The sequence below is a fragment of the Microbispora sp. H11081 genome, assembly GCF_012999535.1.
GTDB lineage: Bacteria > Actinomycetota > Actinomycetes > Streptosporangiales > Streptosporangiaceae > Microbispora.
The window spans coordinates 338,924-353,264 of the sequence record NZ_JABBWV010000006.1 but is presented as its reverse complement, the minus strand read 5'-3'; the positions used below and the strand labels follow the sequence as shown (position 1 = coordinate 353,264).

10 protein-coding genes are annotated in these 14,341 nt (G+C 74.2%); 2 read left to right on the top strand and 8 right to left on the bottom strand.

Annotated features, from left to right (window positions below; translation table 11 throughout):
• Positions 1–104 precede the first annotated feature (104 nt).
• Positions 105–1,598: a S9 family peptidase gene (locus tag HHX31_RS18620; RefSeq protein ID WP_169949546.1), complete on the top strand. Its 1,494-nt coding sequence runs from the start codon at positions 105–107 to the stop codon at positions 1,596–1,598.
• Positions 1,599–1,715: 117 nt separating this feature from the next.
• Positions 1,716–3,227, top strand: a complete 1,512-nt coding sequence (locus HHX31_RS18615) for an LCP family protein (RefSeq protein WP_169949545.1) — start codon at positions 1,716–1,718, stop codon at positions 3,225–3,227.
• Positions 3,228–3,288: 61 nt separating this feature from the next.
• On the opposite strand, the gene HHX31_RS18610 is transcribed toward HHX31_RS18615, so the two are convergent.
• The 8 genes from HHX31_RS18610 to HHX31_RS34455 form a co-directional block, all read right to left on the bottom strand.
• Positions 3,289–4,284 (bottom strand): enolase C-terminal domain-like protein, encoded by a 996-nt coding sequence (locus tag HHX31_RS18610; RefSeq protein WP_169949544.1) that lies wholly within the window; start codon positions 4,282–4,284, stop codon positions 3,289–3,291.
• 59 nt (positions 4,285–4,343) lie between these two features.
• Entirely contained in the window at positions 4,344–5,717 is a 1,374-nt protein-coding gene (locus HHX31_RS18605; protein WP_249346112.1) for an MFS transporter, read from the bottom strand.
• A 22-nt stretch (positions 5,718–5,739) separates the two neighbouring features.
• The gene (locus HHX31_RS18600; RefSeq protein ID WP_169949543.1) at positions 5,740–6,879 is read right to left on the bottom strand and encodes a VWA domain-containing protein; all 1,140 of its coding nucleotides are present in this window, start codon (positions 6,877–6,879) and stop codon (positions 5,740–5,742) included.
• A complete protein-coding gene (locus tag HHX31_RS18595) occupies positions 6,879–9,248 on the bottom strand; it encodes a DUF5682 family protein (RefSeq protein WP_249346111.1) in 2,370 nt (789 codons plus the stop codon). The genes HHX31_RS18600 and HHX31_RS18595 overlap by 1 nt, the downstream gene beginning before the upstream one ends.
• Complete coding sequence (locus HHX31_RS18590; RefSeq protein WP_169949542.1) at positions 9,238–10,305, bottom strand: AAA family ATPase; 1,068 nt, start codon at positions 10,303–10,305, stop codon at positions 9,238–9,240. Before HHX31_RS18590 ends, HHX31_RS18595 begins: the two co-directional genes overlap by 11 nt.
• Positions 10,302–11,654 carry a DUF5691 domain-containing protein gene (locus HHX31_RS18585; protein WP_169949541.1) on the bottom strand — a complete coding sequence of 451 codons (1,353 nt, stop codon included), beginning with the start codon at positions 11,652–11,654 and terminating at the stop codon, positions 10,302–10,304. Before HHX31_RS18585 ends, HHX31_RS18590 begins: the two co-directional genes overlap by 4 nt.
• A 46-nt stretch (positions 11,655–11,700) precedes the next feature.
• On the bottom strand, positions 11,701–12,708 hold the full coding sequence (locus HHX31_RS18580) for an SWIM zinc finger family protein (protein ID WP_169949540.1): 1,008 nt from the start codon (positions 12,706–12,708) through the stop codon (positions 11,701–11,703).
• Positions 12,709–12,891: 183 nt separating this feature from the next.
• Positions 12,892–14,019, bottom strand: a complete 1,128-nt coding sequence (locus tag HHX31_RS34455; protein ID WP_169949539.1) for a glycoside hydrolase family 11 protein — start codon at positions 14,017–14,019, stop codon at positions 12,892–12,894.
• Positions 14,020–14,341 lie beyond the last annotated feature (322 nt).

Sequence of the window (14,341 nt, the reverse complement as noted above, 5' to 3'; positions counted from 1 at the left end):
GCCGACAAACACGGCCCCAACCGTCCCTCTGGTGCTCGCCGGAAATCAGGAGTAATGACTTAGCCTGGACTGAGTATCACCCGCACGCATGGGGGAGCGGCCTCATGAACGTCGGCCGGGGCACTCTGGGAGTGATCGCCGGGGTGTTGATGGTGCTGCTCGCCGCAGTCGGCCATCTGCTCTCCCCGCCGGCCTTCGATCCCCCACCACTGCCCGCTTCGCCCCAGTTCAGCGACTTACCTCCCCAGCCCGCCGCCGAGGTGCGGCCGGTCGCCCGCGCCGACGGGTTCCGTACCGAGACGATCCTCGTGCCGGCGAGGAACGAGACGCTGAAGGCGACGATCAGGGCGCCCCTGGCTCCGGGACGCCACCCGGCGATGGTGTTCGTGCAGGGCTCGGGGTCGGGCGACGGCGGCGAGTTCACCCAGCAGGCCGAGTGGCTGGCCCGGGCGGGCATCGTGACGCTGGCGTACGACAAGCGGACGGTGGGCTACTCCTTCCGCAGCCGCGACTTCGGGCTGCTCGCCGACGACGCCCTGCGCATGCTGCGGGTGCTGCGCGAGCGGCCGGACGTCGACCCCGCGCGGGCCGGCCTGTGGGGGGTCAGCGAGGGCGGCTGGGTCGTCCCCATCGCCGCCGCCCGTGATCCCCACGCCGCGTTCGTGGTCCTGGTCTCCTCCCCGAACGTCTCGCCGCTGCGCCAGGTCGCCTGGGCGCTGAACGAGCAACTGCTGCGCCTGCACGCCCCGACCGGCGTGCGCGACCTGCTCACCCGCGCGATGGGCGGGGTCGGTTTCGACTTCCTGCGCTACGACGGCGTGCCCGCCCTGCGCGGGATCAGCCGGCCCGTCCTCGCGTTGTACGGCACCGAGGACCCGTCCATCCCCTTCGTGGAGAGCACCGAGACGCTCACCGGCGCGCTGACGCTGAGCGGCAACACCGGCTACACGATCCGCTTCCTCGCGGGCGCCGACCACGCGATGCGGATCCGGGGCGGTACGTACGCGCCGGACTACCTGCCGACGCTGGCCAACTGGATCAGGGACCTGCCGCACACGGCCAGGCCGTCGGTGCCGATGGCGGGGGCGACCCCGGTGCAGCGCTTCGTGGCGAGCGACGTGCCGGCCGCGCCGTGGTGGGGGGACAGCACCATCCTGTGGCTCACGCTCTGCCTGGCCGCGGTCGGCTACGTGGCGGCGCCGGTCACCGAGATGGTCGTCCGGCTGCGCGGGCGCGACCTGCGGCTGCAGGCCACGGTCCACCTGTGGCCCGCCCTCAGGCGGCGGCTGCGCCGGATGGCCTGGACCGGGCTCGGCGAACTGGCCGCGGTCATGGCCTTCATCACGCTCATCGTGCTGTTCTCCGTCAATCAGGCGGGCGCCTGGCCCGCCGTGCAGGCCGGGTGGCTCGTCGTACGGCTGCTCGCCATCCTGATGCTCGTGCAGACGGTCACGACGTTCATGGCCGTGATCGGCGGGCTGCGGGACGGCTGGGAGCCCACACCCTGGCAGAGGAGCGTGATCGCCGGCGTGCTCGGCGGGACCACGCTGCTGCTGCTGACCGCCGCCTACTACGGCCTGTTCGCCTTTCCCTGGTAGGGCTCCGTTCCCCCGCAGGTCGACTCGCGGGTCGAGTCCCGGTCAAATGCCGGTATGGACTGTCCCGCCCCGGGCCGGTCGCCGGTTTTCCGCGGCCGGTGTCGCTTCAATTGACGCGTGGTCACCCCTGAGCTGGCACCCAGGAAGGGCGCCGCGCCGCCCACGCGGCGCGGCGGGCAGGTGCGGAGAGCCGCCGCGCTCCTCGGCTGGGTGGCTCTGTCGGCGGTGCTGCCCGGCGCGGCGCATCTGCGGGCGGGCCGGTGGCGCACCGGGCTGCTCCTGCTCGGCGGCTACGTGGTCGTGGTCGTCTCGGTAGCGAGCGTCGCCACGGGCGCCGACGCGGGCCTCGCCGGGCGCGCGCTCGGCTGGCTGAGCCAGATCTCACTGGTGTTCGCGGCCTGCGCCGTCGCCTGGTTCTGTCTGGTCGTCCGCTCGTACGTCGTCCTGCGTCCCGGCCGGCTCCCCCGCTCGGGGCAGATCCTCACCGGCCTGGTCGCGGGCGTCCTCGCGGTCGCCGTCGCGGTGCCGTTCGCGGTCGTCGCCCGGTACGTCCGCGTGTCCGAGCAGACCCTCGACGCGCTCTTCACCGCGCAGGACCGGCCGGGCCAGGCGGGCGGCGCCGTACGCGAGGACGACCCGTGGGCGGGCCGCGACCGGGTCAACGTGCTCCTGCTGGGCGGCGACTGGGGCGACAACCGGATCGGGATGCGCACCGACAGCATCAACGTCGCCAGCGTGGACGTGCGGACCGGCAACACGGTGCTGCTCGGGCTGCCCCGCAACCTGGAGCACGTCCGATTCCCTCCGGGCAGCCCCATGGCGGTCAGGTTCCCCTTCGGGTTCCAACTTCCAGAGTCGCAACCCGGCTGGCGCGAGGACCTGCTGTTCTCCGTGTGGCAGTACGCCGACGACCATCCCGAGCTGTTCGGCGGGCGACGGCACATGGGCGCCGAGGTCCTCAAGGAGACGGTCGGGCACATCCTGGGCCTGCGGATCGACTGGTACGCCCTGGTGAACATCTGGGGCTTCGCGAAGATGATCGACGCCCTCGGCGGGCTCGTGGTGTCGGTGAACCGCGACATCGTGTACGGCCGGTACGACGAGGGCCTGGTGAAGGCGGGCACCCGGCGGCTGACCGGCACGGAGGCGCTGTGGTTCGCCCGCTCCCGCACCGGCAGCGACGACTTCGACCGCATGCACCGGCAGCGGTGCGTGCTCGGGGCCCTGCTCTCCCAGGCCGACCCCGCGACGGTGCTGACGAGGTTCACGGAGATCGCGGCGGCGACCCGTGGGCTCATCCGCACCGACGTGCCCCGGCCCATGCTGGAGCACCTGGTGCCGGTGGCGTGGAAGGTCAAGCACGGCTCGATCGACAGCCTGCAGTTCGTGCCGCCGCTGATCAACACCGCCTACCCCGACTGGGACCGGATCCGGCTGCTCACGGCCAGGGCGATCCACGCCTCGATCCATTCCCAGGCCGGGCCGACGGCCGGATCCTCGCCCGCCGCTCCGCGCCGGCACCGGCACCGGCACTCCCCCGCGCCCTCTCCCACGCCCGTGCTCTCGCCCGGGGCGCCGAGCCCGATCGACGACGGCTGCGGGGCGCCGCCCACGGCGATGGGCCAGTGAGCCCGTCTCCCGTCGTCCGCCCGTGACCACGCCCGGTGACTCACCGGGCGGGCTGCGCGGATCAGACGCGGAACGTCTCGCGCGCCATGCGGCGCACCCGGTCCTCGTCCACCGTGTGCCCGAGCCCCGGCTGGGTGAGCGGCACCGCGACGACCCCGCCTGACGCGCCGACCGGCGGGAGCACCACCTGTGCGCTGCGCGGCGGCTCCGCGACGTCGCTGGGCAGGGAGCAGCCGGGCAGGCTGGCGACGGCGACCGTCGCGGCCCGGGCGAGCCCCGCGCCGAGGCCCCCGGCGCAGACGATGTCCCACCCGGCCTCCACCGCGCGGTCGTGCGCGCGCCGTACGGCGCCGAGCGAGCCAAACCTCGCGGGACGCAGCAGCAGCGCCCGGCCCGCCCTGACGCTGACCGCCTCGTCGAGTTCGGCCACCGTGCTCACCTCGACCGCGACCGCGGCCGACACCCGGTCCTGGAGGTCGGCGCTGGTCAGCAGGTCCTTGAAGGGGCGCTCGATGGCCACCACCCCGTAGGCGTCCAGGGCCTCCAGCTGGGCGATCTCGGTGTAGGCGCCGCGCCCGTCCACCGCTATGGCGAGGCCGGGGTAGGCGGCGCGTACGGCGCGCAGCGGCTCCACGTCCCAGCCCGGGTGGACGTCCAGCGTCACGTGCCCGTAGCCCGCGCACACGTGCCGGTTCACCCGGGCCACCATGCTCTCCAGGGAGCGGTCCGCCGTCAGCCTGACGGTCGCGACCAGCGACGTGCGGCTGCCGCCGAGCGCGTGGGCGAGCGGGACGCCGTTCATCCGGCCCCACAGGTCCCAGCAGGCCATGTCGCCGGCCGAGCCCCAGGGGGTTTCTCCCAGCTCCAGGGGGTGCTCCCAGTCGAGGCCCACGAGTGCGGGCAGGGCCCGCTCCAGCGAGCCGGCCTCACCGGGGCCGACGATCTCGCCCCAGCCGACCATGCCGCCATAGTCCGTGATCTTCACCAGGACGGTCTCCGGACGCCTGCCGTACGGCAGGGTCATCCTGAAGACCTCCAGCTCCCGGACACGCGGCACTCGGATCTCCTCGTTTCCTCCCCGGTGATCCCCGCCCGTGGCCGGACCGGACACGGCGCCTATCGAATCTCCGGGACTTCGCAGACCTCCATGGTGCCCGCTTCACGGCGGTGCTCGGAACGCCCGCCGACGAGCGCCGCCGTGGCCGCCATGACGACGAGCAGGCTGAGGCACGTCAGATAGACCCACGGCAGGCCCCCGTACGCGGCGAGCAGCGCGCCGGTCAGCGAGACGGCGACGACCGAGAAGACCGACTCGCCGACGCTCAGCGACGCGCTGTTGCGGCCCTCCTCCCCCGGCGCCGACAGTTCGAGTACCAGCACCGACAGCGTCGGGAAGAGCATGCCGATGCCCAGCCCCGCCACCACCCAGCCCGCGAACACGACGGGGACGGGCACGGCCGGGACGACGGCGGAGGCGGTGACGCAGATCCCGGCCGCGATCAGCGTCGCGCCCAGGCGGATGGTCAGCGTCCGCGCGTGCGGCCTGCGGCCCTGGATCCACGAGCCGAGCGACCAGGCGAGCGCCCCGCCGGTGAGCGCGAGACCGGCCTCGGCCGCGTTCAGCCCCCGCTCCCGCACCAGCATCAGCGGCACGAACACCTCGGCGGCGAAGAACGCCCCCGCGGCCAGGCCGCGCAGCGCGACCACGGTGGGCAGGCCACGGGCGGCGCGCAGCGTCCCCTTGGGCAACAGCCTCGGCAGCGCCAGCGCGAGCACCACCAGTCCCGCCACCGCCAGGGGGACGCCCGCGCCGGCCCCGCCGCTGCCGTACTGCAGCAGGGCCGCGCCGGCCGCGGCGCACACGCCCCAGGCGAACCTGGGCAGGAAGGCCGGGTCGTTCGCCTCCCTCGGCCGTGCGGCGGTCGCGGGCAGCCCACGCCACATGACCAGCGCGGCGGGGACCGACAGCACCGCGACACCCAGGAAGATCCAGCGCCAGCTCCAGGTCTCCGCCACGAAACCGGTCACCGCCGGGCCGACCACGGACGGCAGCACCCACGCCGCGGCCAGCGCCGAGAACACCCGCGGGTGCATGGCGGAGGGGTAGGCCTGGGCGACGAGGACGTACAGCGCCACGTTGAACAGGCCACCGCCGAGCCCCTGCAGGAACCGGCCGACGAGGAAGACCTCCATGACGGTCGCGAACCCGGAGACCGCCAGCCCGGCGACGAACCCCGCCACTCCCGTCCACAGGACGGGCAGCGGCCCCCGGACGTCGGCCCAGCGCCCGCCTGCCACCGTGGCGATGATCGTGGCCGCCATGCCGCCGCTGAAGGCGAGGCCGTACAGGTGGTAGCCGTCCAGCTCCCGGCCGATCAACGGCATGGCGGTCGCCACCGCCAGATACTCGAACGCCACGAGGATCCCCAGGGCCACGATGCCGACGCTCAGCGCGCGGTATCGCCGGCTGAAGACACCCGGGGCGGTCATCACCGAATTCATAAAACGGACCTTACAAATCGCGGCCGGGCGCGGAAATCCGACCTTGGTCGTAGGACCGGCGCTCGATGGCGGCGGCCATGAGGCCTGGGAACGCGTCCGGTGTGCACGCGAAGGCCGGCACGCCCATCGCGGCCAGCGCCGCCGCGTTGTCGTGGTCGTACTGGGGCGCCCCCTCGTCCGACAGCGCGAGCAGCACGATCACCTGGACGCCGGCGGCGGTCAGCGCGGCGATCCTGCGCAGCATCTCCTCCCGCGGCCCGCCCTCGTACAAGTCGCTGACCAGCAGAAAGATGGTGTCGGCCGGCCGGGTGATCAGCGTCTGGCAGTAGGCAACCGCCCGATTGACGTCGGTGCCGCCGCCAAGCTGGGTGCCGAACAGCACCTCCACGGGGTCGTGCAGCCGGTCGGTGAGGTCGGCGACGGCCGTGTCGAAGGCCACGAACGAGGTCTTCAGCGAACGCATCGAGGCGAGCACGGCGGCGAACACCCCGGCGTACACGACCGAGGCGGCCATCGATCCACTCTGGTCGACGGCCAGCACGACCTCCTTCCGCACGGCCCGCCGACCGCGGGCGTACCCGACCAGCCGGGACGGCACGACGGTCTTCCGTTCCGGCAAGTAGTTGCCCAGGTTCGCCCGGATCGTCCGGTCCCAGTCGATGTCGGCGGCCCGCCTCGGCCGGCGGGTCCTGGCCGAGCGGTCGAGCGCGCCGCCGACCGCCGCCAGCGTGCGCCTGGTCAGGCGCTCCTCCAGCTCGCGCACGACCGTGCGGACGACGGCCCTGGCCGACTCGCGGGCCCGCTCCGGCATTAGCCTGCCCAGCGAGAGCAGCGTGCCCACCAGGTGCACGTCGGGCTCGACGGCCTCCAGCGTCTCGGGCTCCAGCAGCAGCCGGGTCAGGTCGAGCCGCTCGATGGCGTCCCTCTGCATGATCCGCACGACGCTGGAGGGAAAGCACTCCCTGATGTCCCCCAGCCACCGGGCGACCCGCGGCGCGGACGCGCCGAGACCGGCGCCGCGCCCGTCCTGCTCGTCGTAGAGGGCCGCGAGGGCGGCGTCCATCCGGGCGTCCAGCCCTTCGAGCGTTCCCTCCGCCGCGCCGCCGAGCACCAGCCGCCAGCGGCGCAGCCGCTCGTCCTCGCCGTCCATCACTGCCTTCCGCCCGTCTCGCGCCCCAGGATCTCCCGCACCGTCCGTACGGCTCCCGCCGCCAGCCCGTCGTCGTACTCCGCCCCGGCGCCGCCGCTCGGCGTGTGGCCGGAGCGGATCCGCTGTCCGATCATCCGGCGCTCGGGCGCGGGGAACGCCCCAAAGGCGCGCCGCAGCAACGGCAGCGCGTCTGCGAAGTCCTGGGGCGGCAGGCCGGTGAGCCAGGCGTCCACGGCGGCGAGCAGGCGCGGGTCGTGGACGAGCAGCAGGCCGCCCCCGGACAGGAAGCCCTCGATCCAGGCCGCCGACCGGGCCGGCGGGTTGCCCGGCGACATCGCCCTGGCCATGCGGGTGGCCACGTCGTCCTCCAGTGCCTCGGCGTCGGACAGGATCCGCACGATGCGGCCGTCGAGCAGCCCCGGCAGGTCGTCGCGGCGGGCGATCGCGGCCAGCGTCGTGAGCCAGCGGCCGCTCCCCGTCGTCCCGCCGCCTGGCATCCCCGCCGGCCCTTCGCTCCCCGTCGTCCCGCCGGACTCCGCCGACGCGGCGCCCGGCGCCCCCGTCCCCGGCGCCCCCGCCGCGTCCATCAGTCCGGCCGCGCCGTGCACGCCGTCGACGAGCGCCGCCATCGCGCGGGCCGCGTCGTCGTCCAGCCCCGTCAGCGCGGGGGAAAGCCCGGCGCAGATCCGGGTGAGCATCGACTCGGTGACACCCGCGAGCCCTTCGGTGCCGCGCACGTCGCCATACCTGCGGGCCCGCACGAGCGCGGGCAGCGCCCCCATGAGGTGGCGCACCTCGCCGTCGAGCGCGGCCCGGTCCTCGATCCGCCCGAGGAGGTGCGGCAGCGCGCCGGGAAGATGGGCCGGCAGGCAGCGCTCGACCAGCGCGGCCAGTTCGGGCAGGTTCGCGCCGGCCGCGAGGTCGCGGACGCGGGACGTCGCCGCCATCTCGACCGTGATTCCCCACACGGCGGCCTCTACGAGCGCGACGTCGAGTTCCGGCCGCCACTCCAGCGACCAGGACTCCTTGAACGTCCCCTTGCTCCTGGCCCGCCGCGGCGTCCCCCAGTGCACGTCCAGCAGGGCGAGCCGGTGCAGCAGGCGGCTGCGGCCGAGGTCGAGCGGCCTGCGCAGGTCCAGGTCGTGCTCCCCGGTGAGGGTCTCCGGCTTCATGCGCAGCCGCCGTTGCTCGTCGCGCAGGTCCCGGCGCAGCGGCAGCATCGGCGTGGCGTCCGGCACCCGCCCGAGCCGCTCCCCCACGACCATCCGCCGCTGGACGAGCTCCACCTTCGGCTCGTCGCCGTCGCACAGCACCGCCCTGACCGCCTCGGTGACCTCCGACAGCCCGGCGAGCGGCCTGCCGCGCAGCGCCGCCAGCCCCTCGGCCAGCCGTACGGCCTCGATGACGTGCGCGGAGGAGACGGGCAGGTCCTCCTTGCGCAGGACCTCGGCGGCGCGGGTGAGCCAGCGTTCCACCGGCCGGTCGGGCGCGGTGAACAGGTGCTCGTACCACCCGGGGGCGACGACGCCCGCGCCGTAGCCCGCGCCCGCGGCGAGCCGGTTGTGGGTCCACGGCACCCACGTCATCTCGACTTTGACCTTAGGCAGTCCGCGCAGCAGCCGCTCGTCGTCCGCCACCGTGGACGGGGTCGGCGGAGGCGGGGACAGCGCGGGCAGGTGCCAGGCTCCGCAGACCACGGCGACGCGGGCGAAGCCCTCCCGCCCCGCCTTCCGCAGCGTCGCGCGCATGTACGCCTCGCGCCTGGCCTCGACGCCCTCCGCGACGTGCCCCTCGCGCACGGCTCGCATCGCCTCTGCGACCACGTCGAGCGTGCCCGCCTCGCCGCGGTGCTCGACCAGGTCCTCCCACCACCGCTCCGGGTCGTCGTACCCCGCCGCCCTGGCCAGCTCGCCGATCGGATCGCGGCGCACGGGCTCGGCGTCCAGCGCGAGGCCGTGGGCGGCGGGCAGGTCGCAGAACCGCGCCTCGACGCCCGCCCCGGCCGCGTAGGCGATCGCCTGCCACTCCGGGGAGAACTCCGCGAACGGCCAGAACGCGGCCCGCGACGGCTCGCCCGGCACGTACGCCAGGAGCGCGACGGGCGGGCGCATGCCGGGGTCGGCGGCGAGCCGCACCAGACCGTCGGCCTCGGGCGGGCCCTCGACCAGCACGAGGTCGGGCCGGATTCTGTGCAGTTCGTCCCGCACCGCCCTGGCCGATCCGGGACCGTGGTGCCGCACCCCCAGCACCCACACCTCGGGCGCGCCCGCGCGGCCTCGGCGAGCCCCGCCGTCCCTGTCGCTCCCGGGGTGACCGCCCGGGAGCGCCCGCGGACCGGACGCGGCGCGGGCGGCGCTCTCAGCCGGCATCGCGGCAGGCCCGGTAGAAGTCCCGCCAGTCGTCGCGGCCCCTGACGACGGTCTCCAGGTACTCCTGCCACACCACGCGATCGGACACCGGGTCCTGCACCACCGCTCCGGTGATGCCGGCCGCGACGTCGGCCGGGCGCAGCACGCCGTCCCCGAAGTGGGCGGCGAGCACGATCCCGCTGGTGACGACCGAGATCACCTCCGCCGTGCTGAGTGTGCCGCTGGGCGACTTGACCTTGGTCCGGCCGTCGGCGGTCACCCCCGCGCGCAGCTCCCGGAAGACCGTCACCACCCGGCGGATCTCCTCCAGCCCGGTCACGATCTCCGGCAGCTCCAGGGAGCGGCCGAGCTGCGCCACGCGCCGGGCGACGATGTCGACCTCCTCCTCCGTGGTGGCCGGGACCGGCAGCACGACGGTGTTGAAGCGTCTGCGCAGCGCGCTCGACAGGTCGTTGACCCCGCGGTCGCGGTCGTTGGCGGTCGCGATGACGTTGAAGCCCTTGGCCGCCTGCACCTCCTCCCCCAGCTCGGGGATCGGCAGCGTCTTCTCCGACAACACGGTGATCAGCGCGTCCTGCACGTCGGACGGCATGCGGGTGAGCTCCTCGACCCTGGCCAGCCGTCCCTCCGTCATCGCGCGCATGACCGGGCTCGGCGTCAGCGCCGCGCGGGACGGGCCCTCCGACAGCAGCCGCGCGTAGTTCCACCCGTAGCGGACGGCCTCCTCGGACGTGCCCGCCGTGCCCTGCACGAGCAGGGCCGAGTCGCCGCTGATCGCCGCGGCGAGGTGCTCGGACAGCCAGGTCTTGGCCGTGCCGGGCACGCCGAGCAGCAGCAGCGCCCTGTCGGTGGCGAGCGTCGCCACCGCGACCTCGACGATCCTGCGCGGGCCGACGTACTTCGGCGTGATCTGGCCGCCGTCCCCCAGCACGTACGTCGTCACCGCCCAGGGCGACAGCCGCCAGCCCGGCGGGCGCGGCCGGTCGTCGGTCTTCGCGAGGATCGCCAGCTCGTCGGCGAACTGGTCCTCCGCGTGCGGGCGCAGAACGGTGGTCACTGGAGCTCCTTCAGCATGTCGAAGCGGAACCGCAGGGTCTCGGCCAGTTCCGGGACCTTTCCCGCGTGCTCGTGCATGGCGGGGTCGAACCGCTCGCCGGCCAGCCGGGTCAGCTCGCCGGCGTTCCACGGCTGCGTCCGGAAGGTCTCGGCGATCCTCTCGAGCACGGCCACGGCCAGCCGCCGCCCCCACGGCCGTGGCACGCCGCCCAGCATCATCACCATCTGGCCGTCCACGGGATGGCCCGCCACCAGTTCGGCCGCCCGGCGGGACCGCTCGCCGGGCGGGAGCACGGTCAGCAGATCGGTCAGCGGCTCGATCTCGAACAGGGCGCGCGCCCACGTCGGGTCCCGCTGCAGGATCGCGGCCCGGGTCCAGCCCATGCGGACCTCCCGCTCCCACGCGCCGATCCGGGCCCTGACTATCTCGTCCGGCCGCATCGCGAGATGATCCGGCCAGAACGACAGCGGCGTGTGCGCGACGACCTGCTGCAACCACCACCCCCGCGTCTCCATGCCGGCCGGCGGCCTGGCCCTGACGCCGTCGCGCTCCATCGCCGTGTCGCAGGCCGCAGGCGGCTCCGCCCGCAACCGGCCGCCGTGCCCGGTCACGGACCGGCGCGCACGCGCGGTCATCCGGAGCGCCAGGCGCGAGCCGGGCAGGCGGGTGAGCAGGTCGGCGGCGGCCTGCCGCACCTCGCGGCGCCGGTCGTCCAGCACCGCCTCGAGGAACGGCTCGTCGGCCATGCCGAGCCCGTCGGCGAGGATCGCCACGAACGCGGCCCTGTCCTCCGGCGTCTCCGCGTCCCAGCCGCGTTCGAGCAGTTCCCTGGCGGCCGCGGGGTCGGCGCGGCGCAGCGCGGTCAGGAAGGCCCGCCTGTCGCCGCTCGTGCCGAGTTCCCACACCTGGTCGGGGGGCACGTGCGCGGGCTCGGCCAGCAGGTATGCCCAGCGGGGATTGAGACCGGCGAGCCAGCGGCCCCTGGCTCCGGTGACCGCGCCCAGGTGCGCACGGATCGAACGGTCCCGCGCCCCGAGGTCGAGCAGGCCGGGAACCAGCGCGGCGGGGACCCGCACCCGCCGCGCGGCGGCGGTCTCCAGCCACTCCGTCAGCAGCCTGCTCTGCTGTCCTGCGAGCATCCGCGCCAGCCGCTCCGCGGCCGCGGCGGGCACGGGCGGCAGCGTCTCCTCAGGGGCGACGGCCGGCAGCCCGGCCCTGCCCGTCCGCCGTCCCGCGCGCATCCGCACCACCTGCTCGGCCGCCCGCTCCAGCAGGATCTCCGGCGGGACGGCCCGGCGTCCCGCGCCCACCAGCGCGGTGGACACCAGCTCCTCCCACGGACCGCTCATCGGCGCCACCCCTCATGACCGCGCACCGGGCGTGACCGCACACCGCTCACAGCCGCACCGCCCCGCCCCGCTCGTCCCAGACCGTCAGGGGGAGCAGCCCGCGTGGCGTCCATTCGGCGGCGACCGTCACCGGCCGCCCGCCGGAGACGGCCAGCAGCCGCCAGGGGACGCCCGCGGCCGGGTGCAGCGGCAGCGCGTTCCCCTCGCCGTCGGCGACGCCGTCCATGCCGGGGACGGCCCCGGCGAGCACCAGCGGCCACGAGTCGGTCCAGGGGTCGGCCGCGAGCACCTCCGCGATCAGCGCGGGCGCCTCGGAGACCGCCGTCCCCGGGGGCGGGCCCGCGTCGACGGGTCCTCGCTGCCCCGCCACCAGGGCCCGCAGCGGCGACGCCCCGGGATAGAAGGCGAGGTCGGCGTCGATCGTCGCGCCAGGCGGCGGGAACGGCTCGGCCGGCTGCCCTGCGGGCGAGAAGGACAGCACCATCGCGCGCCGGCCCGTCGTGCGGCCCGCCAGCCACACGCGCCGGGCGACCAGCCGCTCCTGCTCCTCGTCCCGGTCTCCGACGACGTGCCAGTGGTCGCGAACCGCCGGGGTCGCGAGCACGGACTCCCTGGTGACGGGGAAGCCGACCCGCGCCCGGACGGTCTGCCGCAACGGCTCGGGCAGTGCGGCGGAGCGGCGATGGGCGACCGCGAGCAGATGGAGCAGCGCGTACTCCCCGAGGAGAAGGCCCGGCCAGTCCTCGGCGCCGAGCACCCGCGAGAGCCGGGTGACCGTGCCCGCCACGCCGGGCGCCTGTGCGTCGACCAGCCGCCTGGCCAGGTCGTCCCAGTCGGACGGTCCCGTCTGCCGTGCCTGCGCGATGCCGTGCCCGACCTGGTCGGCCAGCCACCGCTCAAGCTCGGACAGGCCCGCGGCGACCCTGCTCTCCCGCCGCTCGGCATGGGTGCGCCTGTCCGCGGCCCGGCCCGCGGCGTCGGCGCCGGTCCCGTCGCGGCCCGTCCCGGCGTCGCCCGTGCCCCGGATCGCGGCCTGGCCCCACCTTTTCGTCACCCGCCGCACAGTAGCCAAGCGCTCCGACATTCGGCCTCGCCCGCGGAGCCGGGAACCGTCCGCCCGGTCCTGGCGGGACGGCGCCGGTCATGAGAACGCTCCGGTGCGGCGGACACCGCCGCACCGGAGCTCATTGGTGACGAAGGGAATCAGGAGGCAGAGACGGCCGGGGTCACCGCCGCGTCAGCTCCGTGTCCACTTCTGGTTGTTGCCGCCCCAGCACGAGTACAGCTGGAGCTGGGTGCCGTTGCCGGTGCCCGAGTTGACGGCGTCCAGGCACAGCCCCGACTGGACATTGGTGATGGTGCCGTCGGAGTTGACGCGCCACTTCTGGTTGCTGCCGCCCCAGCAGCTGTAGATCTGGACCCTGGCGCCGTTGCTGCTGCCCGCGGCGTCGAGGCACTTGCTGCCGTAGACCCGCAACTCCTGGTCGGAGGTGGAGTTCCACTGCTGGTTGCTCTGTCCGTTGCAGTCGTACAGCTGCACCTGGGTGCCGTCGGAGGTGCTGGCGTTGGGCACGTCGACGCATCGGCCGGAGGCGACGCCCTTGATCGGCCCGCCACCGCCGCTCGGGGGAGGCGTGGAACCGCCGCCGCCACCGTCGCCACCGCCACCACCGGTGGAGCCGCCGATGGTGATGTTGGAGTTGCCGCTGCTCTGGTAACCCTCGGTCGCGAGGATCATGTAGTCGTGGCTGCCCAGGCTCATGCCGGCGCGGGCCCAGGCGTCGAAGTGGTTGCCGGAGGTGATGGTGCCGCCGGTCTTCTTCTGCTGCCGGACGCTCCAGTACTGGTTGAACGTCTTGGTGCCCTCGATGGACGGGGCGTTGTACCGCGTCGTCTGGTAGATGTCGTACGTGCCGCCGTCGCTGGTGACCGTGCCCTTGTAGGTGCCGGTCGGCCGGTAGGTGCCCCAGTTGTCGACGATGTAGTACTCGACGAGCGGGTTCCTCGTCCACCCGTAGAGGGTCAGGTACGCGTTGCCGGACGGGTTGAAGCTGCCCGAGTAGCTCACGGTCCTGCGGCCGCCGGTGCTCCACCCCTTGCCGGCGACGAAGTTGCCGGTGTTACGCCACGAGGTGCTGTAGTTGCCGCCGGACCCCAGCTCCATGGAGACGGTCCCCTGGCTGTCGGTCCAGAACGAGTAGAAGTACCCGTTGTTGTTGCCCGTCTGGTTCGTCGTCACGGCCGCCTCGGCGACGCCCGGGAGCATCGCCACGGCCGCCGCCAGCGCGACGGCGCAGGCGCGGGCGATGAGCACCCTCATGCCTCCGCGTCTGCGGCCCTTCCAAGGTACGGGGGCATCGATCATGTGCGCGCTTCCTCCTCATGAAGGCCTGCGGGGCCGGATGTGGCGGTGCGTCCGAAGCGGCGGCCACCGCACCTAGGCGTCCGCTTCGCCGAAAGTATCGGCGAGATGGCGAAAGTATCGGACCACCTGACGTCAGCGTCAATGGCCTGTGAAACATCGCGGAAACACATCGCCCGCCCCGGACCTAGCGGGAGGCCGTGTTTCGCCTGATGGACGGACCATCCCGCAGGGTGGGCCCTGCCCTGTTCAGATCATGTTCCGCTGAAAGTTGCACGGCCCTCCCCCAGGCGCGTCGGGGGCCGGGCGCGGCGGTGCGCGGTCA

What these genes read in the sequence shown, in the direction of transcription:
- HHX31_RS18620 (WP_169949546.1), top strand. Translation starts at nt 105, where the DNA reads ATGAACGTCGGCCGGGGCACTCTGGGAGTGATCGCCGGGGTGTTGATG.
- HHX31_RS18605 (WP_249346112.1), bottom strand. Translation starts at nt 5,717, where the DNA reads ATGACCGCCCCGGGTGTCTTCAGCCGGCGATACCGCGCGCTGAGCGTC.
- HHX31_RS18600 (WP_169949543.1), bottom strand. Translation starts at nt 6,879, where the DNA reads ATGGACGGCGAGGACGAGCGGCTGCGCCGCTGGCGGCTGGTGCTCGGC.
- HHX31_RS18595 (WP_249346111.1), bottom strand. Translation starts at nt 9,248, where the DNA reads ATGCCGGCTGAGAGCGCCGCCCGCGCCGCGTCCGGTCCGCGGGCGCTC.
- HHX31_RS18585 (WP_169949541.1), bottom strand. Translation starts at nt 11,654, where the DNA reads ATGAGCGGTCCGTGGGAGGAGCTGGTGTCCACCGCGCTGGTGGGCGCG.
- HHX31_RS34455 (WP_169949539.1), bottom strand. Translation starts at nt 14,019, where the DNA reads ATGATCGATGCCCCCGTACCTTGGAAGGGCCGCAGACGCGGAGGCATG.